The sequence below is a fragment of the Dactylosporangium cerinum genome, assembly GCF_042653625.1.
Lineage (GTDB): Bacteria > Actinomycetota > Actinomycetes > Mycobacteriales > Micromonosporaceae > Dactylosporangium > Dactylosporangium cerinum.
This window is the reverse complement of the sequence record NZ_JBHSIU010000042.1, coordinates 44,650-66,739: the sequence shown is the minus strand read 5'-3', so window position 1 is coordinate 66,739 and position 22,090 is coordinate 44,650. Positions and strand designations below refer to the sequence as shown.

General features: G+C 72.8%; 20 protein-coding genes. 1 reads left to right on the top strand and 19 read right to left on the bottom strand.

The window, feature by feature from the left end:
- Positions 1-3 precede the first annotated feature (3 nt).
- Together ACFPIJ_RS33470 and ACFPIJ_RS33465 are read right to left on the bottom strand one after the other, a co-directional pair.
- Positions 4-1,578 carry an ABC transporter substrate-binding protein gene (locus ACFPIJ_RS33470; protein WP_380121077.1) on the bottom strand — a complete coding sequence of 525 codons (1,575 nt, stop codon included), beginning with the start codon at positions 1,576-1,578 and terminating at the stop codon, positions 4-6.
- A 187-nt stretch (positions 1,579-1,765) separates the two neighbouring features.
- Entirely contained in the window at positions 1,766-2,182 is a 417-nt protein-coding gene (locus ACFPIJ_RS33465) for a tRNA-specific adenosine deaminase (RefSeq protein ID WP_380121075.1), read from the bottom strand.
- Between the two features lie 16 nt (positions 2,183-2,198).
- On the opposite strand from ACFPIJ_RS33465, the gene ACFPIJ_RS33460 reads away from it, so the two are divergent.
- The gene (locus ACFPIJ_RS33460) at positions 2,199-2,999 is read left to right on the top strand and encodes an alpha/beta fold hydrolase (RefSeq protein ID WP_380121073.1); all 801 of its coding nucleotides are present in this window, start codon (positions 2,199-2,201) and stop codon (positions 2,997-2,999) included.
- Here the strand turns inward: ACFPIJ_RS33460 and ACFPIJ_RS33455 are convergent.
- The 17 genes from ACFPIJ_RS33455 to ACFPIJ_RS33375 form a co-directional block, all read right to left on the bottom strand.
- Positions 2,992-4,536, bottom strand: coding sequence for an amino acid adenylation domain-containing protein (locus ACFPIJ_RS33455; RefSeq protein WP_380121070.1), 1,545 nt, complete (start codon positions 4,534-4,536; stop codon positions 2,992-2,994). The two genes, ACFPIJ_RS33460 and ACFPIJ_RS33455, sit on opposite strands and share 8 nt — an antisense overlap.
- Positions 4,529-5,491 (bottom strand): hypothetical protein, encoded by a 963-nt coding sequence (locus tag ACFPIJ_RS33450; protein ID WP_380121068.1) that lies wholly within the window; start codon positions 5,489-5,491, stop codon positions 4,529-4,531. The genes ACFPIJ_RS33455 and ACFPIJ_RS33450 overlap by 8 nt, the downstream gene beginning before the upstream one ends.
- Positions 5,488-6,117 carry a 4'-phosphopantetheinyl transferase family protein gene (locus ACFPIJ_RS33445; RefSeq protein ID WP_380121066.1) on the bottom strand — a complete coding sequence of 210 codons (630 nt, stop codon included), beginning with the start codon at positions 6,115-6,117 and terminating at the stop codon, positions 5,488-5,490. Before ACFPIJ_RS33445 ends, ACFPIJ_RS33450 begins: the two co-directional genes overlap by 4 nt.
- Positions 6,114-7,214: an acyl-CoA dehydrogenase family protein gene (locus ACFPIJ_RS33440; protein ID WP_380121064.1), complete on the bottom strand. Its 1,101-nt coding sequence runs from the start codon at positions 7,212-7,214 to the stop codon at positions 6,114-6,116. The genes ACFPIJ_RS33445 and ACFPIJ_RS33440 overlap by 4 nt, the downstream gene beginning before the upstream one ends.
- Positions 7,207-8,433: an acyl-CoA dehydrogenase family protein gene (locus ACFPIJ_RS33435; RefSeq protein WP_380121063.1), complete on the bottom strand. Its 1,227-nt coding sequence runs from the start codon at positions 8,431-8,433 to the stop codon at positions 7,207-7,209. Before ACFPIJ_RS33435 ends, ACFPIJ_RS33440 begins: the two co-directional genes overlap by 8 nt.
- Positions 8,430-8,693, bottom strand: a complete 264-nt coding sequence (locus tag ACFPIJ_RS33430) for an acyl carrier protein (protein ID WP_380121061.1) — start codon at positions 8,691-8,693, stop codon at positions 8,430-8,432. The genes ACFPIJ_RS33435 and ACFPIJ_RS33430 overlap by 4 nt, the downstream gene beginning before the upstream one ends.
- A 3-nt stretch (positions 8,694-8,696) precedes the next feature.
- Positions 8,697-10,043: a type III PLP-dependent enzyme domain-containing protein gene (locus ACFPIJ_RS33425; protein WP_380121059.1), complete on the bottom strand. Its 1,347-nt coding sequence runs from the start codon at positions 10,041-10,043 to the stop codon at positions 8,697-8,699.
- Positions 10,036-11,541, bottom strand: coding sequence for a class I adenylate-forming enzyme family protein (locus ACFPIJ_RS33420; protein ID WP_380121057.1), 1,506 nt, complete (start codon positions 11,539-11,541; stop codon positions 10,036-10,038). The genes ACFPIJ_RS33425 and ACFPIJ_RS33420 overlap by 8 nt, the downstream gene beginning before the upstream one ends.
- A complete protein-coding gene (locus ACFPIJ_RS33415) occupies positions 11,538-12,761 on the bottom strand; it encodes an acyl carrier protein (protein WP_380121055.1) in 1,224 nt (407 codons plus the stop codon). Before ACFPIJ_RS33415 ends, ACFPIJ_RS33420 begins: the two co-directional genes overlap by 4 nt.
- Positions 12,758-14,119, bottom strand: coding sequence for a TrpB-like pyridoxal phosphate-dependent enzyme (locus ACFPIJ_RS33410; protein ID WP_380121053.1), 1,362 nt, complete (start codon positions 14,117-14,119; stop codon positions 12,758-12,760). The genes ACFPIJ_RS33415 and ACFPIJ_RS33410 overlap by 4 nt, the downstream gene beginning before the upstream one ends.
- The gene (locus ACFPIJ_RS33405; protein ID WP_380121051.1) at positions 14,116-14,400 is read right to left on the bottom strand and encodes an acyl carrier protein; all 285 of its coding nucleotides are present in this window, start codon (positions 14,398-14,400) and stop codon (positions 14,116-14,118) included. Before ACFPIJ_RS33405 ends, ACFPIJ_RS33410 begins: the two co-directional genes overlap by 4 nt.
- Positions 14,390-15,703, bottom strand: a complete 1,314-nt coding sequence (locus ACFPIJ_RS33400) for a glutamate-5-semialdehyde dehydrogenase (protein ID WP_380121049.1) — start codon at positions 15,701-15,703, stop codon at positions 14,390-14,392. The genes ACFPIJ_RS33405 and ACFPIJ_RS33400 overlap by 11 nt, the downstream gene beginning before the upstream one ends.
- Positions 15,704-15,713: 10 nt before the next feature.
- Entirely contained in the window at positions 15,714-16,454 is a 741-nt protein-coding gene (locus ACFPIJ_RS33395; protein WP_380121047.1) for an SDR family NAD(P)-dependent oxidoreductase, read from the bottom strand.
- A complete protein-coding gene (locus ACFPIJ_RS33390) occupies positions 16,451-17,176 on the bottom strand; it encodes a thioesterase domain-containing protein (RefSeq protein ID WP_380121045.1) in 726 nt (241 codons plus the stop codon). The genes ACFPIJ_RS33395 and ACFPIJ_RS33390 overlap by 4 nt, the downstream gene beginning before the upstream one ends.
- Complete coding sequence (locus ACFPIJ_RS33385; RefSeq protein WP_380121043.1) at positions 17,173-20,370, bottom strand: non-ribosomal peptide synthetase; 3,198 nt, start codon at positions 20,368-20,370, stop codon at positions 17,173-17,175. Before ACFPIJ_RS33385 ends, ACFPIJ_RS33390 begins: the two co-directional genes overlap by 4 nt.
- The gene (locus ACFPIJ_RS33380; protein ID WP_380121041.1) at positions 20,367-20,636 is read right to left on the bottom strand and encodes an acyl carrier protein; all 270 of its coding nucleotides are present in this window, start codon (positions 20,634-20,636) and stop codon (positions 20,367-20,369) included. The genes ACFPIJ_RS33385 and ACFPIJ_RS33380 overlap by 4 nt, the downstream gene beginning before the upstream one ends.
- Before the next feature lie 63 nt (positions 20,637-20,699).
- Complete coding sequence (locus ACFPIJ_RS33375) at positions 20,700-22,073, bottom strand: MFS transporter (RefSeq protein WP_380121039.1); 1,374 nt, start codon at positions 22,071-22,073, stop codon at positions 20,700-20,702.
- Between the last annotated feature and the right edge of the window lie 17 nt (positions 22,074-22,090).

The following is a 22,090-nucleotide window of genomic DNA, read 5'->3' as shown; positions in this document are numbered from 1 at the left end:
CCCTCACACCTTCGACACCGAGCCGAAGTCGACGTACTGGGCGGGATGCGCCTGCACGCCACGGAACTTGCGGTTCTGGTACGCCCGGACCGCCCCGGACCAGAAGGCGATGACCACCGGCACGTCCTCGTGCAGGATCTTCGCCACCGTCGCGGCTGCGGTCTTGCGGTCCGCGTCGGTGGTCGCGGTGTCGTAGGCGTCGGCGGCGGCGTCCAGCGCCGGGTTGGCGTACTTGGAGCCGTTCCACGTCCCGCCGGACTTCACCATCGGGATGATGAGCTGGCTCGGGACCGGCCGGCCGGCCCAGCCGACGAGGTTGGCCTGGGTGAACAGCCAGGGCGTGTCCTTGGCCTGGTCGCCGCCGTAGAAGTCCTTCGAGGAGCGCTGGTCGAGCTCGACGGCGATGCCGACCTGCTTGAGCTGGTTCTGGATGGTGACCGCGTAGTCCTTCGCCGGCGGCTCGAACGTGAGCTTGAACGTGAGCTCGGTGACGCCTGCCGCCTTGAGCAGCTCGGCGACCTTCGCCTTGTCCAGCGCGCGCTGGGGCAGGTCGGTGGGGGCGGCTGCGAACAGCGGGGCGAGGAGGTGGTCGTTGCCGAGGTCGCCGACGTTGCTGCCGATCGACTGCAGGATCGCGGGGCGGGCCAGCCCGTACGCGACCGCCTGGCGGACCTCCTTGCGGTCGAAGGGTGCCTGGTCGGTGCGCAGCGTCAGCACGGTGACGCCGGTGCCCTTGACCGTGTCGACGGTGATCGCGCCGGTGCCGGCGAGCGGGGTGGCGAGGTGGGCCCGGCTGAGGATCTGCGTGTCGATGTCGCCGCCCTGCAACGCCAGCAGGTCCGCCTGGTCGTCGGCGTAGAACTTGATCTCGACGCCGTCGAGGTACGGCCGTCCGGGGTCCCAGTAGCGTTCGTTGCGCACGAACGTCGCGCCGGTGGAGGCGTTGTAGGTCTTCAGCACGAACGGTCCGGTGCCGATCCCGCCCTTGGTGAAGTCGCCCGCGTAGTCGCGCTTGAGGATGACGGTGTTGTAGTTGCCGGCCGAGACCAGGTAGGGGAAGTCGGAGAAGGGCCGGTCGAGCTTGAACTCGACGGTCCCGGGCGCCGGGACGCTGACGCCGCCCGCCGACAGGACGGTCTCGAACGCGGACAGCGCCGCGGACTTGCCCGCCGGGTCGAGGAGCCGGTCGAAGGAGGCCTTGACCGTCTCGCCGTCGACCGGGGTGCCGTCGGAGAACGTCACGCCGGGACGGAGCTTGAAGGTCCAGCGCCGGCCGCCGTCGGCGGACTGCCACGACTCGGCCAGCCGTGGGACGAGCTTGAAGTCCTTGTCGAGCCAGATGAGGTACTCGGCGACCAGCTGCACGATGCCGATCGCGGTGCCGTCGTACATCGACACCGGGTCGACCGCGGTCGGCGGTGGCGGGGACCCGGCCCGCAGCGTGCCGCCCCGTTGCACCGGCCCGCCGGATCCCGTGGCGCCCGGGTCGGCGGCGGGGCCGTCATCGACGCCGCAGGCACTCAGCAGCGCGGCGAGACCAGCGGCACCCGCACCGGACAGCAGCATACGACGATCCATGACCACTCCCTAAAGGATGTAATCCAGATCTGAATAGTATGAAAATAACCGTCGATGCCGCTGCCCATTCCCAGAGTTTGGAACCTCGTTTCGGTGTCCTGACGCTCACACCGGCCCCGGACAGGCGGACGGACGGGCGGCCAGGCACCCCGGCCGCCCCCGTGCGCGTCGACCCGCCGACCGGCGCTCAGCCGGGCAGGTCGGGAAGGTCTGCGATCGTGCGGGCCCATTCGCGCATCGGCGAGTCCGGTGCGGTCGCGGTGTACCGCCGGAACTGCTCGCGACTCTCGGTGCGACGGATGCCGCCGTACACCGCGGGCGCCTGATGACCCCGCCTGCCCAGCCCACGCTGCCAGGTCGCAGCGACCCCGGCGGCACCGTCAGCGGGTGACTCCACCGCGAAACACACCTCACGCACGCCGAGCGCCATCGCCGCGCCGAGACACATGACGCACGGCTCAAGGCTGACCGCCAGCCGCAGCGGCTCGCTGTGATCCGCCCAGCCGAGCCGCTCGTCACTTTCCATCATGGCAAGCAGGCCGGCGTGCACCAGCCGGCGCCCGCGGCCACGGCCGGGCGTCAGGCACGCAAACTCCCACTTCACCGATATGATAGATAGCGTGTACCACCTTCCGGTGACCGCCAGTGGGGCTAGCCTGGCGTACCTCGATCTGGGTGACCGCACGGGACCGGCCACGCTCCATCTCGGTGGTCTGGGCTCCGCGGGCACCGTGGGCTTCGCCCCCGTGATCGCAGCGCCTGCGTTGCACGGCACGGGACGGCACCTGCTCGTCGACCTGATCGGCAGCGGGTGGAGCGACCATGACGACCGGTTCGCCCATTCCATCGACGAGCACGCCGGCACGGTCGCGACGATGCTGGACGCGCTGCGGCTGCGCGAGGTGGCGGTCGTCGGACACTCGCTCGGCGGGTCGGTGGCGATCAGCCTCGCCGCGCAGCGGCCCGACCTCGTCGGCCGGCTCGTCGTGGCCGAGCCGAACCTCGATCCCGGCGTGGGCACGTTCTCAGCCACGATCGCGGCGCAGGACGAGGACGAATTCGCCGAGCGCGGTCATGCCGGCATCGTGGCCGAGCTGCTCCGCCACGGCGAACGCGGGGACGTCGTCGCCGCGCAGTTCGCCCGGACCTTGCGGAGATGGTCGTCGCGGGGTCTGCACCGCACGGCGGTCTCGCTGCTGGCTGACCGGCCGGCAACCTTCCGAGCTCAGCTGTCCAGCTTCGCCGGTCCGCGCGAATACATCAGCGGCGCACTGTCACGCGAGGACCTCGGGCCGCTGCGCGCGGCCGGCTGCCGGGTCAACGTCGTCCCCGCGGCCGGCCACGTGCTGATGTGGGACAACCTCCCCGGCTTCGCCGCGGCCGTCGCCGCGGCGCTGCGCGCCGAATCCGGTGTCAGGTGACGATCGGGGCAAGCGTCCCCGCGATCGCCTTGCGATCGACCTTGCCGTTCACGTTGAGCGGCAACTCCTGCCGCCACACCAGCCGGCGCGGCACCATGTACGTCGGCAGCGTGGCGCGCAACGCCTCCAGCAGCAGACCTTCGTCTTGTTCCAGGCCCGTGTAGACGGCGCCGAGATCGATCTCGCCGTCCGCCGCGTCGAGCGGGACGACGAAGGCCTCGCGCACGCCGGGCTGCCGGCGCAGCACCGACTCGATCTCGCCGAGCTCGACCCGGTATCCGCGGATCTTCAGCTGATGATCCAGCCGCCCCAGGTGGACCAGTTCCCCGCTCTCGCGGCGCACCCGATCGCCGGTGCGGTACCAGTGCTGCTCGGTCAGCGGTCCGCTGCCGTTGTAGCTGACGAACCCGGCATCGGTCTGCTCGAAGAAGCGGTTGATGTTGTCCGCAGGGTCGACGTACCCGGGGAACCGCTGCGGCCCGCGGATGCACAACTCACCCTGGTGGGCGGGCTGCCCGCGCTCGTCGACGACGGCGTGTTCGAGGCGTGGGTAGACCTGGCCGATGGGCACCGTGCCGTTGCTGGTCGACGGCCAGTCCGCGGGGGCAGCCGGCAGCCGGTACTCGGTGCAGGTGACGGTCAGCTCGGTGGGGCCGTAGATGTTCTCGATGGTGCAGCCGGGTGCCGCGTGCTGCCAGGCCCGCGCCTGCTGCAACGTCAGCGCCTCGCCGGCGAACAGGCCCCAGCGCAGGTCCGGCATGCTGCCCGCGGCGAGACCGTGCAGCCGGTCGGCGAACGAGACGATCGACGGCACCGAGAACCAGTGCGTGATGGCCTTGCGGTTGACGAAGCGCACCGGTGCGAGGAGGTCGCCACGCGACGGCACGACCAGCGTGGCACCCGACGCCCACGCGGCGAACAGGTCGAACACCGACGGGTCGAAGGTCAGGTCGAAGGTCTGCGACAGCCGGCTGCCGGGACCGATCCCGTAGCGTGCCACGACGTGCTCCACGTAGGAGGAGACGTTGCGGTGCCTGACCGGGACCCCCTTGGGCACGCCGGTCGATCCGGACGTGAACAGAATGTAGGCGAGGTCGTCGACCGTGGCGGAGCGCGCCGGCAGCGCCGGTTGCGCCGATGCGCGCAGCTCCGCCAGCAACGTGCCGTCCAGTCGCATGACGGGTGCCGGCAGTTCGTCGCCGCCGTCCTGCTCCACCAGGACCAGCTCCAGCCGCCCGGCCCGGGCGATGGCGGTGTTGCGCTCCGCCGGGAAGATCGGGTTGAGCGGCACGACGGTGCCGGACAGTCGCTGGACCGCCAGGTAGCCCACGTAGGCCAACGGGCTGCGCGCGGCGAGCAGCCCGACCCTGGCCGGCACCTGCCCGTCGCGGGCCTGCAGAATCCGCGCGGCCAGCGCGTCCGCCAGGCGGCTCAGCTCGGCATAGCTGAACCGCTCCTCGCCGACTTCGAGTGCGATGTCGTGCGGGTGCGCGGCGACGGTGTCGTCGAACAGGGCGTAGAGGGTGCGGTCAGACATGGTTCCTCCGAAGAGCGCTCGAATCGAGTGTGTCGACGGCGTCCGCGAGCCGGTCGAGGCTGGTGCGCACCATGCCGGGACGGGGACGCCCACGGCCGGCCGAGTCGGCGGCGAACCGCAGGGCGCGCGGCAGGTCCGCCCACATCGCGGCGACCGTCTCGGCCTGCCCGGCGGGCACCAGCGCACGACGGCGCAGCCAGTCGGCCCGCAGGACGTGGTGCCGGGCGGCGGCCCACAGGTCCTCGACGCAGTCGTCGAGCGCGGCACCGCCCGCGAACCCGCCCGTGTCTGACGCCGCGTCGGCGGCGAGCCACCGCAGGGCCGATGCCGTGTCCAGGCACCACTCCCCCGCGTCAGGACTCCCGTCGAGGGGCTGCGGCGAGTCGGCCGCCTCGCGCCGCAACCACCGCCACGGGCCGGCCGGAACCTCCACGGCGGTGCCCAGTGCCAAGCGGTCCCGCCGGGCCAGGTGCGCGGCGAGGGTGGTCGGCAGCCGCATCAGGTCGACCAGGTCCGCCTCGTCCACCCAGCCCGAGTACGGCACCTGGGTGCCGTGCGGCAGCAACGCGTCGAACGGGTCCTCGACGCGGTACCTGGCACCGCTCGCCTCGGTGACCAGCAGCCAGTGTGGCGTGGCCGAGCGCTGGTAGGACGGCGACCACGGCAGCCGGTGGGTGTTGGCCACCACGATGACGGCACCGGAGGCGGCGAGTTCGGCGCGTACCCCGTCGGCCGCGTCGCCCGGCCGGGCAGCGGCGAGGTAGCCGAGCTGCCAATCGTCGTGCCGGTCGATGCGGGGGTGGTGGCTGAAGGACCGCGCGCCACCCGGCAGGTCGGTGCGCACCCCGAGCCGGACTGCGGCGGCCAGCCGGTCGGCGGCCGCCGGCTGGTGCCGCTGCAGGTAGCCCACGAGGCTCGCGGTGTAGCAACTGAGGTGCTGCCCGGTGGTCGTCATCCGCCCGCCTCGGTGTCGTGGTACGCGCAACTCAACGGGGTGCGCGACTGCTCGCGCAGGCTCATCCAGCGGTACTCGCCCCAGCGCCCATCCCGCTGGCCGGGCAGCACGTCGATGCTCCAGGGACGGCCGGCCAGCCCGGTGCCCTGCGCCTTCACGCACGCCTCCTGGACCGTCCACACCCAGGCGAACTCCAGCCGGCGTTCGGTGTCGTCGAGTCCGTCCAGGGCGGTGGCGTGCTCTCGCAGGCAGCGCCGGACCATCGCCTCGTCGAGGGTGTCCGGCGGCACCTGCACGTCGATGCCGACGCCGGCGCGACGGGCCACCGCCGCGGCCACGTGGCCGCGGTCGTGTGACAGGCTGACGCTCAGCTCGGGCCAGTCGGGCAGCACCGGGCATCCGGCCGGGTCGCTGGCCAGCGTCGCGCCCCGGGCCGCCGGTTCGACCTGCGCGAGCAGCAGCCGCAGCAGCGCTCGCGCGCCGAGGAACTCGGCCGCCCGCCACGCCGGTAGCTGCTCGGCGCGGGCGGCGTCGGCCTGGTGCACCGGCCCGGCTGCCAGCGCGTCGGACGTGCTGTCCACAGCGACACAGACGTCGGGTGCGCCGCCGAGGTGGACGACCTTCACCGCTGCACCTGCGCGAGGAGTGCTTCGGCGTGCTCGGCGATGTCGGAGAGCATGAGATCCACCGTGCCGCCGCCGATCCCGAACACCGCGGCCTCCGCGCGGAGCTGCTGTGCGGCCCCGGGCAGGTAGCCGTCCGCCCCCTGCAGGCTCGCGCAGGCGGTGAGGACCGACTCGGCGGTCCGGGCGGCCGCCGTCTTCACCAGCGCCGCCGCTGCGGCGTCGTAGCCGTTCAGGATCTGCTGCTCTACCTCGTAGGTCAGCGCGTTGAGGAGCCGGATCTCGACCACCGCCGAGGCGCACCGGTGCCGCAGCAGGTCCATTGACCACAGCGGCGCCCCGTCGCTGTTCCGGCCGGTCAGCGACGCCCGGGTGTCGGTGAGCGCCCGGCGCAGCAGGGCCACCGTCCACACGGCGCCGGCGAACCGTTCCCGGGTGATGTGGCGGGCGAACGAGGCGAGTGCCCGGCCGGGCCGGCCGACCAGGTGCGCTGTGGAGAGCCGCACCCGGTCGAACCGGACCTCACCGGTCCCGGAGCCGGCGAACAACGGGGTCGGCGCCGCCGCCACCTCGACCCCGGCCGCCCGGGCCGGCACGAGGATCCAGGCGAAGCTGGTGAAGTGCCGGCCCGGCCGGTGCCGGGCGAGGGTCAGGAAGTAGTCGCAACCGGTCGCGTTGGTGATCCATCGCTTGGCGCCGGTGACGGTGACCATGTCGCCGTCGGTCTCCAGTGTGGTGTCCAGCGCGGCGAGGTCCGAACCGGGCGCCCCGGCGTCGGTGACCGCCAGCGCCACCAGCTGCTCGCCGGCCAGCGCCCGATCCAGCAGCGACGCGACGACCGGTGAACCGGCAGCGCCGGCGTCCAGCAACGGCAGGACGCTGGCGACCTGGACGCAGACGGCGAGCGTGACCCCGGTGCGGCCGCGGCTGTCCAGTGCGGCCAGCAACGCACGCAGCGGCTCGGCCCGCAGCCGCCGTTCGCCGTCGACGTGGTGGTACAGCTCCGTGAGCACACCGCACTTGCCGAGCCTGGCCCACACCTCCCGGAGGCCGGCCTCGGTCGTGAGCCCGTCGAGTGGCGCCCCGGCCCGGTCAGACAAGGCGCACCTCGGGATCGAGCAGGGCGAGCTTGCCGTCGGCGAGGTGCAGCCGGTCGTTGCTGTAGTTCAAGGGCGCGCTGCGCAGGTCCCGCAGCGCCCGCTCCAGCCAGGTCGGGGAGCCCTTGAGGTAGCCGTGCCGCATCCCGACCAGGTCGACCAGCTGGTCGACCGCGGCATAACTCTGCTCCGACGCCGTGATCTTGAGCGAGTTGAGCAGGAGCTGGACGCGCGGGGTGCTCAGGTCGTCGGCGGCTCGCACCACCGCGGTGGTGTGGCGCACCAGCGCGTGCACCGCGTCCAGCCGGCACCGCACCTGGGAAAGCCCGGTCAGCAGCAGTTCCGATGACAGGTCGTAGCTGGCCCGGCCCGGCTTGCTGCGCAGGACGCCCAGCACCCGGGACAGGGCGCCGGCCGCCGTTCCCAACCAGCAGGCCGACCAGCCCAGATGCGCCATCGGCGCGAACACCTGGGTGACCACCTCACGGAACGCGCCGTGCCGGCCGACCACCTGGTCGCCCGGCACCACACCGCGCAGCTTCAGCGGAACGCTGTGGCTGGCGCGCATGCCCAGCGGGTCCCAGCCGCCGGCCACGCTGACCTCCACCTGGTCCCGGTCGGCGTACACCAGGGACACCTCGTGCGCGCCGGACGCTTCCGGTTTGCGCATGGTGACCAGGAAGCCGTCGGCGTACGCGCCGCCGGTGACCACGGGAGCGAAGCGGTCCAGTTCCAGCGCGTCGTCCCGGCCACGCAGCGGCGACTCGGAGCTCAGCAGGTGACCACCCGTGCCGCTCTCGGTGGTGACCGAGCCGAGGTACAGCTCGCCGCGGGCGACCCGGGGCAGTAACCGGGCCCGCAGCCCGGCGGAGCCGAACCGGTCGATCGCCGCCACCTGCTGGCAGTGCATCGCGAAGACCATCGCGACCGACAGGTCGACCCGGCCGAGTTCGATGCTCGCGTCGACCATGTCGCTCACGTCCCCACCGAGGCCGCCGTGGTCCACCGGGACCAGCAGTCCCAGCAGGCCGGTGCTGCGCATCGCCGCGAGTGCCGGCTGCGGGAACGTCGCGCTCTGGTCGGTGTGTTCGGCGTGCTCCCCGGCGACCGCGGCCACGGCGGCGGTCCGGCTGCGGACGGTGGCCTCACCCGGCAGCACGCGGGTGTGCACCGCGGCCCGGGGCACCGCCTCGCGGGTCGAGACCGGGGCGGGGGTGGTCATCGCGGATCCGCGGTGGCGTTGACCGGCTCGCCCTGCGACGTGCGCAGGGCCGCCCAGAGGCTGCCGGCGGTCTGAAACGTCGCGTCGGTCATCAGGTCGTCGGCCAGCGTGGTCCCGAACTCGTCCTCGATCGCGAACAGCAACTCGATGGCCTGCATCGAGTCCAGTCCGAGCTGGCGCAGGTCGGAGTCCTCCTCGATCGGCCGGTCGCCGGCGAAACGCAGGAACGGGCGGAGGGTCTCGGCGAAGGTCGTGTCCATGTCTCAGTGGTTCCTTCCGCTAGGGGTCTGCTGGAGGTTCGCGGCCACCCGGACCAGACGCAGCTCAGACACGTCGAGGACGGCGTCCGCACGGTCGGTGTCGACGACGACCTCGACCGGCAGCGGGTGGCCGAGGAAGGCGACCAGGCTGGCGGACAAGCCGTACGCGCCGACGTTCGGCACCGCCAGCAGTTGACCGGGGACCAGCGGCGGCAGGTCGGCGGCCCGGTTCCAGACGTCCAGTGGCGTGCACAGCGGGCCGGCCACGACCGTCTTGGTCACGGGTGTCCCGACCTGGACGTCGGCCGGACCCACGGTCACCAACTGGGGCGCGAGCGGCGGTAGCCGGCGCAGCCCGGACATGCCGCCGAGATGGTTGATGCCCGACTCGAGGACGACCACCTCCTGACCGTGCGAACGCTTGACGTCGAGCACCCGGGCAAGCAGGGCGCCGGCGGTGCCGGTCAGGTACCGGCCGCTCTCGAAGGCGACCCGGACAGCGCCGGTACGCCACCCCGGCACCCACTCGCCGAGCAGGACCTCGAGCCCCGGACGGAGCCCGTCGAGGTCGTACCGGGAGCCGGCGCGGGCGAACGGCGCGCCGAACCCGCCGCCCAGATCGAAGGTGTCCAGCCGCACGCCGTGACCGGCCAGCGCCTCGCGCAGCCCGGCGGCGGTGCGCAGCGCCTGCTCGAACTGGGCCAGCAGGTCGCCGACGGCGGACAGGTTCGTCCCCATGTAGAGGTGCAGCCCGATCACCCGGGCGTCGGGGGTGCCGGCGAACCGGTGCGGCTCGGCGAGCACCCACCGGGTATCGGCCCCGAACTGGGACGGCACGCCGGTCATGGCCAGCCCCTGGCCGCGCGCCGGCTGGTCGTCGTTGACCCGCAGCAGCAACCGGACCGGCGCACCGGCCGCCGCGGCCAGCCTCGACACCTGATCGATGCCAACCGGCGAGTCGACGGAGAACTCGCGCACGCCGCGGCGCAGTGCGTGATCGACGTCCACGTCGCGCTTGCCGGGACCGGTGTAGAGCACCTGCCCGGGATCGAAACCGGCGGCCAGCGCGACGTCCAGCTCACCGGGTGAGCAGACCTCCGCCCTCGCCCCTTCCCGGCGTAGGCAGTCCTGGAGCACGGGGTGCGGGTTGGCCTTGAGCGAGTAGTACGTGAGGGATCCGGCCGGCAGCGCGGACCGCAGCGCGGCGGCGTTGCGTCGCACCTCGGCGAGGTCGTAGACGTACGCCGGGGTCACACCGGCCAGCACGGCTTCGGGCAACCGGGCCAGCCACTGCCCGTCCGGACCGGCCGGGCGGGTGGTTGAGCCCGTGCCGATGGTGGCGCTAGACATCGGCCCGCTCCGCGAGCGACGACGCCAGGGCCTTCTTGTCCACCTTGCCGTTGCCCGACAGCGGCAGGGCGGCCAGCACCTCGTACCGCGGCGGGATCTTGAACTCCTCCAGCTCCTCGCGCAGCCGGGCCAGCACCTCCGCCTCCGGCAGGCGCGTCACCACCAGCAACGTGGCCGGACGGTCGTCGGAGGGTGGCAGCACGGCGGCGGCGTCGACGCCCGGCACCCGCATCGCCGCCGCCTCGACCTCCGTCGCGCTGACCCGGAACCCGCTCTGTTTGTAGATGTCGTCACGGCGACCGACGAAGTACAGGTAGCCCTCGGCGTCCACCCAGCCGTAGTCGCCGGTCCGCAGCTCCGGGAAGAGTCCCTGGGCCCGGTGGAACCGTTGCGCGGTCAGCTCGGGCCGGCGCCAGTATCCGGCCATCACGTGCGGCCCGCGGACGACGATCTGGCCGATCATGCCGGCCGGCAGGGCCTTGCCGTCGTCGTCCACGATGAGAATTTCGGTACCGGGCAGCGCCCGGCCCGACGCGCCGGGACGCACCAGGTCGCCGTCCGGTGGCATGATGGTCGCCCGTTTGCACTCGGTCAGCCCGAACATCAGCTGCACCTTGATCCGCGGCAGTTGGGCACGCAGCTCGTCCAGGGTCGCCTGCGACATCGCGGCGCCGGTGTTGGTCAGCAGCCGCAGCGGCAGGTCCGGCGCCGGTGCCCGGCGCAGCAGCCGGGCCAGCGCCCCGGTCACGGCCGGCACGCCGGCCAGCACGGTGGCGCCGGCCGCACGCAGGTTCTTCACCAGCGTCGGTCCGACCTCGGCCGGCTGCCCGACCCGGACGTGCGCACCGCTGTCAGCGCCCAGGAACAGTTGGTACATCCCGTAGTCGAAGGACAGCGGGAGCGGGCAGTACACCACGTCGTCGGGCCGGTATCGCAGCACCGAGTCGATGGCCTCGACCGCGAACACCATCTGGGCGTGGGTGCTGACCACGGCCTTGGGGGCGGCGGTGCTGCCCGAGGTGTAGATCATGCAGGCCGGGTCGACCGCGAGCGGCGCCTGGTGCACCGGTCGTGCCGGGTCCGGGCCGCGCAGGATCCTGTCGGCCACCTCGGCGGCGGCGACCGCGCGGATGCCCAGGGCGGTGGCCGTCGTGGTCGCCTCAGCGGTGTCGGCGATCAGCAGACCGGCTTCGCTGTCGGCCAGGATGTGCGTCAGCGGCGTGCCGCGAACCCGTTCGTGCACGACGATGAAGACGACACCGGCGCGGGACGCGCCCCAGATCGTGGCCGCGGTCAGCACCGCCGATCCGGAGGCGAGCACGACCCGGTCCCCGCGGGACAGGCCGGTCTCCAGCAGCCAGTCGGCGGCCCGGCGGCTGGCCGCGGACAGTTCGGCGAAGGTGAGGGAGGCGCCCGCGCCGCTGACCGCGGGCTGATCGGGCCACGCGTGCGCGGCGGTGTCGAGCAGGTCGTGCAGCAGCACCCGGCGGCGGGTCATCGGATCAGCTCCTCGGGCTCCAGGACGCTGGCGCCGGCCGGGCCGAGCAGCGCCAGTAGGTGATCGACGTCGCGTACGTGCTCGGGCAGCAGGTCGTCGCCGGAGAACCGGACACCGAACCGGCGCTCCAGGCCCTCGACGATCTCGACCAGGCGCAGCGACGACCAGGTCGGAACGGTTTCCAGGGACGTGATGTGCTCCAGGTGGTCCGGGGACACGCCGAGCACGCCGCCGACCAGCGCCGCGAAGGCCGGCCAGTTGGGGTCGGCGACCCGCGACCCGGCCGGCTGCCGGCCGACCGGACTCTGCTGCGGTGCCGGCACCGGCACCGGCACCGGCTGCTGCGTGAAGACGTCGAGGTCGGCGTGCAGCTGCCGGGCCAGCCGCTCGACCAGGTCCGCCGGGGCCGGCTGCCCCCGCTGCACCCGCCGCAGCGCCAGATAGGTCTGCTCGACGATCGCGGACCAGCCGTCGAGATGCCCCGCCACCGCTTCGGTGCCGGTCGCCCCGGCCGCCGCCAGGTAGGCGCTGTGCAGCCGCCGCGACCGGGCCAACAGCCACGTCTGCAGGGTCAGCTCGTCGACCGCTTCGAGCTCGCCGGCCGCCGCCCGGTACGGCCGCAGATACTCCTCGACGGCGGCACCGTCGACGGAGCCGCCCGGCGGGACCGCCGCCGGCAGCGGCCCGGCGTCGATCCACAGCACCTGCTGCGCACCGGATGCCAGCGCGGCGACCAGGTCGGCCGCGCTGATGCGGTGACTGCCCGGCCGGGCCCGCCCCCACTGCGTGTCGTTGTGATATGCGTCGATGACTTCGTATCCGTCGTGGCCGCCCCCGGTCGGCGCGACCAGGAAACTGTGCGACATGTGCCGCCGGCCGCGGTAGGGCGTCCAGGGCAGGGCGAAGGCGTCGGCGACGAGATAGGTGTGCCCGTCCGGCCGCAGCACGTCCGGCACGTCGGACCCGGGGACCCCGGTGAACCGGCGGCTGGGACGCAACCCGAGCAGCAGGCGGGCGTCCTCGAGGTGCTCGTCCAGGCTCGGCTCCACCGAGGGCAGGCCGGACGACCCGGTCCGCCAGCGCAGCCGCAGCGGCGCGCCGAGCCGCAGGTGTGCACCGCGGCCGTGGGTCAGATCGGCGAGCACGGCCAGGTTCACCTGGATGCAGTCCATCGCCTCGGCGTGCACGCCGCCCACCACTGGGTCCACTGCCGCGCTCATCGGGGCTGCCCCACGGCTGCGCGGGAGTCCTGCTCGACCGTGGCCAGGCCGGCCATCGCCAGGTCCAGCGCCTGCTCCACCGGTGCCTGATCGGTCAGCACACCGTCGAGGTACTGCTCGTAGGCGCCGAGGTCGAGGTACCCGTGGCCGCTGACACAGACCAGCACCCCCTGCCGGGCGACGTTGTCCGCGTCCGCGCCGGCCGCGATCCGCGCCGCCGCCGCGAGGGCGTGCCCGGACTCCGGCGCGGCCAGCGTCGACTCGTGCACCGCGAACAGCCGACCGGCCTCCAGTGCCTCGGTCTGCGTCACCGCGGTCGCGGTGATCTGCCCGTGGTGGCGCATCGCCGAGATGAGCTTGGCCGCGCCGTGATACCGCAGCCCCGCCGAGTGCGAGTCAGGGATCGGATACGAGCTGCCGATGGTGTACATGGGTTCCAGCGGGCCGCTGCCGGTCGCGTCGGTGCGGTCGTAGGCGTACACCCCGCGGGTGAGCTTCGGCGTCGTCGTCGACTCGGCAGCGACCAGCAACGGCGGCGGCGTCCCGTCGGCGCGGGCCTCGGCGAAGAACGGCAACGCGATCCCGCCGAAGTTCGATCCGGCGCCCACCGAGCCGACCACCGCGTCGATACCGATGCCCTCGGCGCGCAGCCACGCGATCGACTCGGTGCCGATCACCGACTGGTGCAGGATGCTGTAGGTCTCCCCGCTGCCGGTGCTGAACGCCACGCCCGGGTGGGTGGCGGCGTACTCGACCGCCTCACCCAGGGCCAGGCTCAGGCTGTTGTACCCGCCCTCGAAGCGCGCCCGCGACACCTCGGTCAGGCCGCTCGGGCTGGCGTGCACCTCGGCACCGAGCAGCCGCATCAGCACACCCCGGTACGGCTTGCGGCGCAGACTCGAACCCACCATGAACACCCGGCAGCGCAACCCGAACTGGGCGCACGCCGCCGCGAGGGCGGTGCCCCACTGGCCCGCGCCGGTGCCGGTGACCAGCTCCTCGACGCCGGCCCGCTGGTAGTAGTACGCCTGCGCCAGCGCGGTGTTCAGCTTGTGGCTGCCGGAGATGTTGGTGCCCTCGTACTTGACGTAGATGGGCACCCGGGCACCGACAGCCTGCTCGAAGCCGGTTGCCCGCCACAGCGGCGTGGGGCGGTACCGGCGGTATCCGGCGAGCACCGGCTCGGGAATGCTCCAGTACTCCCGCGCCGTCAGCGTCTGCCGGGCCAGCTCCAGCGGCAGGTTCACCTGCACCGCGCCGCCGGTGCGATCCTCGGGGGTGCGGTCGGCCGGCAGCACGTGCCCCAGCCAGGGCACCACGCTGCGCCAATGGTCGGGCACCTGCACCTGCCCGGTCACGGGGCCACCGCGGTCCCGGCCGCCTGCGCGACCACGTCGACCAGGTCGGCGATGGTGGTGAAGCTGCGCCCGACGAACAGGTCGTCCGGCAGCGTCACCCCGGTCTCGTCCTCCAGCCGCATCAGCATGCCAAGGAACCCGAACGAGTTCACGCTCAGCAGTGGACCGTTGAGCAGCTCGTCGTCGGCGACGTCGGCGGGCTGCACGGACAGGCGGGACTCGGCGATGGCGACCCGCTTGACCGCGTCGATCAGCGCCGCATGGGTCGGTTCAGTAGGCATGGGTCGGCTCCAGGTCGGGGGTGACGATGCGAGCGGGGTCGCCGTCCAGTTGCGAGCGCAACGCGCCGTTGGCGTCCACCCGCCAGCTGTAGGTGACCAGATCGGCCAGGGTCACCGGGCCGCGGACGTGCAGCCGGCCGGTGCTGATCGACAGTTCGGGTCCCAGGCCCAGGGTGGGGCCGTCGTGCAGGCGCAGGGATCCGTTGACGACGACGGCCGCCGCGTCGACCCGGCCGGTGAACCGGTCGATGACACCGGCGTCGGTGGCGATGACCCCCTCGGTGTGCCCGGAGCCGTACCGGGCGATGTGTGCGAGGGCCTCGTCCACCCCGTCGACGGCGTGGACGCCGATCGTGACATCGAGGTATTCGCGGCCGAAGTCGTGCGGTCCCAACCGATCGATCTCGACGATCCCGGCATCGGGTTCCTGCGCGGTCACGTCGCTGCGAAGCCGCACCGCGACGGCCGCGCGGTTCGCCTCCGCGATCAGCGCCCGCTGGAAGTCCCCGGCCACCTGGCGGTCGACGAGCACCAGTTCGAGGGTGTTGCACGCGGTCGGCTCGTCCACCTTGCTGTCCAGTGCCACCCTGGCGGCCAGTTCCAGATCGGCGCCGGCGTGGACGTAGAGGTGGTTGACGCCGCCGCCGCTGGCGATGACCGGGATCGCGCTGTTGCGCTGGCAGTATTCGATCAGGCTCGGGCTGCCGCGTGGGATCAGCACGTCCACCGCGTCGGCGCGGGTCAGCAGCGCCCGGAACACCGACCGGTCCGGGTCGGCGAGCACCGTGACGAGGTCACCGGGGAGCCCGGCCAGCTCCAGCGCCTGCCGGATGACCTGGCCCGCCGCGGCGTCGGTGGCCGCCATCTCGCGGCCGCCGCGCAGCAGCACCGCGTTGCCCGTCACGGCGCCGAGCAGCGCACTCTCGACGGTGACCGTCGGTCGTGCCTCGTAGACCATGAGGATCACGCCGAGCGGCCGGGCCACCGGCCGCAGGGTTCCCCATCCACCGGCCGGGCGGCCGGGTCGCGGCTCGACCACGTCGGGCACCGCGGCGTGCACCGCCTGCGCGAGCGCGGTCAGGTGCCGGCGCTGCGGTGCGTCCAGGCGCAGCCGGTCGATGATGGCGCCGGGAAGGCCACGTTCCCGGGCCGCTTCCAGGTCGTGCTCGTTGGCCTCACGCAGTGCCGGCCAGGCATCCACAATGGACTCGCCGAGTACTGCTGCGAAGCGTTGGTAGCTGGGGTGACCCAGCGGCGGCGCGTCAGCCAGCGCCCGCCGGGCCGCTGCGAGGATCTGATCCACGACTGTCTCCTCACCACATGAACTGTCCACCGTCGACGATCAGCTTCTGGCCCGTCATGTAGACGCTGCCCTGACCGACGAGGAATTCGAATGCGTCGGCGATGTCCTCCACCGACGCGAGTCGCTGCTGCGGTATCTCGGCCAGGACCGCTGCCCGGTGCTGGGGATCGTCGAGCCGGAACCGCGTCACCAGTTCGTCGGTCTCGGTCATCCCGGGGATCAGGCAGTTGACCCGGATCAGTGGTGCCAGCTCCAGCGCCAGACACTTGGTCAGGTGCAGCAGGCCGGCCTTGCTGGCGCAGTAGTTGACGCCGTTGCGGCGTGGCCGGATGCCGGTGGTGGCCCCGACGTTGACGATGACGCCGCCGCCGGCCGCGAGCATCGCCGCAGCGAAGCCACGGATCAGGTAGAAGGCCCCGGACAGGTTGGTGTTCAGGACCGTCTGCCAGTCGTCGTCCGTCAGGTCGAGCAACGGCCGGTCGATGTTGAGTCCGGCGTTGTTCACCAGGACCGCCGGCGTGCCGCGCTCACGCAGGATCGTCTCGGTGGCCGCGCGCACCTCGTCCGGACGCGACACGTCCACCTGCACCGCCTGCAGCCGCCCGGAGTACTCCTTCTCGGCGGTGCGGGCGGCGGTCTCATCGCTGCGGTACAGGGCGATCACGTCGTACCCGAGTGCGGTCAACCGGCCGGACAGTGCCAGCCCGAGGCCCCGGGTGCCGCCGCTGACCACCGCGATGCGCTCGCTCATCGCCGGCCTCCAGGCTCGAAGGTGTCATCGAGGAACCGGTCGAGGTGGCGCAGCAGCACCGGCAACGTCTGGGCGGAGAAGACGTCGAAGTGCCCGCCGGGCAGCCGCTCGACGCGCAGCTGCGCGCCGAGTCCGGTCCAGTCGCCGAGCCGCTCGGTCACCTCCTCCTCGCCGCAGGCCAGCAGCAGCGCCGGACCGTCGTGCCGGACGGTCACCCGGTGCCGGGCGACGGCCTCTACATGCGCGTCGACGGTCGCCACCACCTCGTCGGCGGCGACCGTGCCGAGCGCGCTCGTCGCGCTGAGCAGCACCTGCTGCTTCAGCTCCGACAGGCGCCCGCCGGGGGCCGGGTCGGCGCGGGTCGCGCTGTCGATGAGGACGACCGCGGGAGCCGGCCCGTCCGCCGCGAGCCGGGCGGCCAGCTCCCAGGCCAGCACTCCCCCGAGCGACCAGCCGATCAGCAGGTCGGGACGGCCCGGCGCGGCGAGCAGCGGCGCGTACGCCTCGACCATCGCCTTGACGTCGTGCTGCGGCAGCTCTCCGGGCATCAGACCGTCCGCCCGGATCGCCGCCACCGGTCCACGCCGGGACAGGTGCAGGCCGAGCTGGAGGTACGGGGTGATGCCGCCGCCGGCCGGATGCAGCAGCACCGAGCGCACCGGACCGGCGTCGCCGCCGAGCGTCACGTGCAGCCGGGCACTGACCGGCGCGGCGGCGTTCATTGCGCGCCCCCGATCGCGCCGGCCAGGAACCGCAGCGTCGGGGAACGGAAGAAGTCCAGCAGCGGCACCCGCACCCCGCGCTCCAGCTCGATGGTGGCGACCACGGCCAGAGCCATCAGCGAGTGCGCGCCCAGGTCGAGCAACGACGCATCGGGATCGATCTGCTCCCGCCCGAGGTGCTGCCCCCACAGCTGCTCGAGCCAGCGCAGCGTAGGGTCGCTGACCGGCTCCGCACCGGACGCGGCCACGCCGTGCTGGGCGCCGATCAGCCGGTCGGCGTCGGTGAGCAGCTGCGCCCGGTCCACCTTGCCGTTGACGGTTTTCGGGATGCCCGCCACGGTCAGTACCGCGCCGGGCACCATGTACGACGGCAGCGCGGCCGACAGCGCCCGGCGGGCGGCGTCGGACTCCACCGGTTCGGCGCCGTTGCCCGGCACCACGAACAGCAGGATGTGCCGGCCGGCGGCGTCGCCGCGCACGGCCGCCACCGCGTGCCGCACGGGCAGCAACTCCAGCGCCGAGGACTCGATCTCACCCAGCTCCACCCGATAGCCGCGAATCTTGATCTGGTCGTCGTTGCGCCCGAGGAAGACCAGCGTGCCGGTCTCGTCCCAGAGCACCTGGTCACCGGTGCGGTACCGGACCGGCCGGGGACCGTCGCCGTAGGGATCGGGGACGAACCTGGTGGCGGTCTGCTCCGGGTCGTTCACGTAGCCCTCGGCCGGGCAGCGCCCACCGAGCAGGAGCTCACCGACCACACCGGGCGGCGCGAGGTGCCCGGTGCGGTCGACGACCTGCGCGCTCGTCCCGGTGATCGGATGCCCGATCGGCACGTGCGTGGGCCAGTCCCCGGTGCCGGACAGGACGTGGGTGGTCACCGCGTGCGTCTCGGTCGGGCCGTACAGGTTGACCAGCCGCAGGTGCGGCCGCGCGGCGAAGAACGCCCTGGTCTGCGAGTCGAGGATCAGCTGCTCACCGGAGACGCAGACCACCCGCACGCGGTCGAAGCCGACGCCGGCCTCGGCGGCACTGCCCGCGAAGGCCCGCAGCGCGGCCACCGGCAGGTACAGGTGCGTGACCGCGGCATCCTCGACCCGCCGGACCACGGATGCCAGGTCGCGCCGGTCGGCGAGGCCGCGCGACACCACGGTGCCGCCGGCGACCAGGGTTGGGATGATCTCCTGGAACGACACGTCGAAACCCAGCGGGGCGTACTGCAGGAACCGGGTGTCCGGTCCCAGCCCGAGCGCGGCCACCTGCCAGGCGGTCAGGTTCAGCAGCGGCCCGTCACCCATCAGCACGCCCTTGGGCGCCCCGGTGGAGCCCGACGTGAACATGACGTAGATGGGTTGCTCCGCCGTGCCGGCACCCGGCCCCGGTGGGTCCGGGTCGATCGCGGACAGCTCGGCCAGCTCAGCCAGCTCGGCCAGCGGGACGACCCGGGCACCGGTCACGGCGCCGCCGCCGATCACCAGCCGGCAGTCCGCCTTCGTGGCCATGTACGCCAGCCGGTCGGCGGGCAGGCTCAGGTCCAGCGGCAGGTAGGCTGCACCGACCCGCACCACCGCGAGCATCGCCACGATGGTCTCCACGAGCTGGTCGGTGGTCAGTCCGACCACGTCGCCCGCGGACACGTCCAAGGCCCGCAGGCCGGATGCCGCCTGCCCGACCTGGGCCTCCAGGGCCGCGTAGTCCAGCCGGGTGTCGCCGTCGTCCACCGCGGTCGCCGAACCGTACGACCGCACGGCCTGCTCCAGCCAGCCGGACAGGGTGTCGGTGGGCGGCTGGCGCCAGTACCCGTCGGTCTGCACCGACTGGGCGGCGCTGGCGTCGTGGAAGAGCTCGCGCAGGACCGTCCGCGGTTCACGGGCGGCCTGTGCGACGGCCCCGAGGAGCGAGTCCTGGATACCGTCGACGATCGGCGCGGGCAGCAGGCGCTGGTCGTGCTCCAGCTCCAGCAGCCAGCCGTGCGGTGTCGGGGTGACCCCGAGCCACAGGTCCACCTTGGCGGTGCCGTTGCCGTGCTCGCGCACCGACCGCACCGGCGCGCCGGCGTCGACCGCGGTGGTGTCCTGCATCGCGATCATGCAGGAGAAGATGGCGTTGCGGGAGCTCGACCGGTCCGGCCGCAGCTCGCGCACGATCTTCAGCCACGGCACGTGTGCGTCGCGCTTGACCTCGGCGGTCTCCCGGGCCACCGCCTGTGTCGCGTAGACGTCGAACGGCAGTTCCCAGTCGACGTCGACGATGAGCGGCAGCGTGTTGAGGAACAGGCCGCACAGCTCGTAGCTGCCGAGCGTGCGGCGGGACAGCACCGGCGTGCCCAGCAGCGCACGGGACGAACCGGTGTGCCGGGCCACCACGGCGGCGAACACCGCGCTGAAGAAGGTGAAGGAGTTCACCCCCAGGCTCCGGCACGCCTCGTCGATCGCCGCCGACTGCTGTGGGCCCAACGGCAGCGCCCGCCGCAGGCCCGCGAACCTCGTATCGGCGGGCCGGCCCGGACGCGGGTACAGCACCCCGTCGGGTGTCCCGCGAAGCCGCTCCGCCCAGCTCGCCACGCGGGCTTCGGTGGCGGCACCGCCGGCCGCGTTCACCTGGGCCTGGAGCTCCTTGCGCAGCAGCTGCTCACGCCGGACGCGCAGCGCCTCGACCTCCAGCCGGCCGGTCAGTCCCGCGTTCAGGTCCCGGACGAACGACTCGAGGGAGAACCCGTCGAAGACCGTGTGGTGCACGCACATCAGCAGGACCGCCGATCGGTCCGGGTCGTCGTCCGCCGGGCCGACGATGTGCGCGAACCGCACCAGCGGAGCCACGGCGAGGTCGAACTCATAGGCGCCGATGTCCTCGGCCGTCGTTCGCCGCAGTGCCTCGAACTCGTCGGCGGACCGGGCCACGACCGACGACAACTGCACCTCGGCAGGCCGCGGTGGCCGTGCCAGCCGACCGTACGGGGCGGGCAGTTCGGAAAGGCCGACCCGCAGCGCCGGCTGGACGGCCAGGACGCCGGCCAGTGCCACCCGCAGGTCCTCGGCGCGGTATGCCGGGTCCAACTCGTACTCGGCCACCACGTTGTACTGCCGGGCGCTGCCGGTCACCTGCGCCGTGATGAGCAGCCCCAGCTGCGCTTCGGTCAACGGGAGGACGTCGACACCGTCGACGGCGTCCACCGGCTGGTACGCGACCGTACTCACGACACCACCAGCCCATCGTCGACCACGCCGGTGCTGCCGCGCAGCCAGGCGCGCAGGTCGCCGATCGTACGAAGATCGCCGATCTCGCCGGGATCGATCTCGCGGTCGGTGTCGTCACCGACGACGGTGACGATGATGCGCACCAGCGTCAGCGAGTCGAGCCCGAGCCGGACCAACTCGGCGTTGTCGCTGACCGTGCCGGGCACAAACCGCGACAGTGCCGAGGCGAACCTGGATTCAAACGTCTCGGCGCGTGATACAGCCACGGCGGACTCCTCCCATGGACCGGGTCGAAAGCAGGGACGTACTACGTGGGCGTCGGGCTGTCGTCAGTCGACGCCGGACTGGGCGGCGGACTGGGCGGCGGCGGTCTGCGGTGGCGTGAGGGTCGCTTCCGCCCCGGCGACCGCCTCGGCGGTGATGACCCGGAAGAACGGCACGACGAGCAGGGCGGTGGCGATCGCGAAGGGCAGGAACGCGGTCCGCAACCCGACCACCTCGGCCAGGCCGCCCACGATCGCGGACCCGATCGGCAGCGCACCCCAGCTCAGCAGCCGCCAGGCCGCGTGGAAGCGGCCCATCAGCTCCGGGGGCACCAGCTGCTGGCTCAGCGTCCGGGCGTTGACCGCCCACAGCGTCCCGCCCAGGCCACCGAGGAAGGCCGAGACACCGAGGGCGACCGGGTTCGCCGTGACGACCGGCACGCCGACCATGGCGAAGGTGCCCATCAGGTCGGCGAACATCACCCAGCGCCGGCCGAACAGACGGTTCAACGGCACCGTGCTCACCGCGCCGGCCAGACCGCCGATGCCAAGGCCACTGAGCACGAGCCCGTACGCCACCGCGCCGACCTTCGACTCCTGCGTGACGAACAGCGGGATGAGCCCGAGCCAGGCGCCCCAGCACAGGCAGAGCACCGTCAGCGTCAGGGCCATGGTGCGCAGCAGCGGCGACCGCCAGAGGAAGCGCATGCCCGCGGCGATCTCGGCGCGTCCCGGCAGGGCGGTGGCACCGGCGCTCCGGGTGGGGCGGAACCGGCCGAGCAGGAGCAGCGGAAGCAGGAGCGTGGCCAGGTAGGCGAAGGAGGACGAGGTCAGGGCGAAGACGTAGCCGGCCGCCACCAGCGCGCCCCCGACGAACGGGCCGCAGAACTCATTGCAGGCGGTCTCGGCGGCGGTCATCCAGGAGTTCACGCGGTCCCGACCGGCGGAGGTGACGGCCGCGGGCACGAGCGCCGCGGCGGCGGTCAGCGCGACCACTTCCGCGATGCCGAGCGCGAGTCCGGCGCCGTACAGCAGCGGTATCGACTCCTTGCCGGCCGCCACCGCGATCAGCAGGCCGGTCACCGCGACGACCCGCATCGCGTTGGCCGCGATGACAAGCCTGCGCCGGTCGAGCCGGTCCACAACGGCACCGATGTGCAGCGCGGTGAGCAGCCACGGCAGCGTGAGGGTGAGCGCGACCCCGGTGACCTGCATGGGCGAATGGGTGAGCCGGACCGCGAGCAACGGCAGGACCACTTTGGTGACGCCGTCGGCGAGGTTCGTCACCGCGGTGAACACCACGAGCACCAGGGTGTTGCGCAGGTCGGCGTTCGCCGGTGCGCCGATCTCAGATACTGATCCGGTCTTGGCGGTGGCCTCGACCGTGGTGGTGGCCTCGACGCCGGCCTCGACCGGCCGCGACTCCGAGACCCCCGTCACCGCCCGCGTCCGTTCGC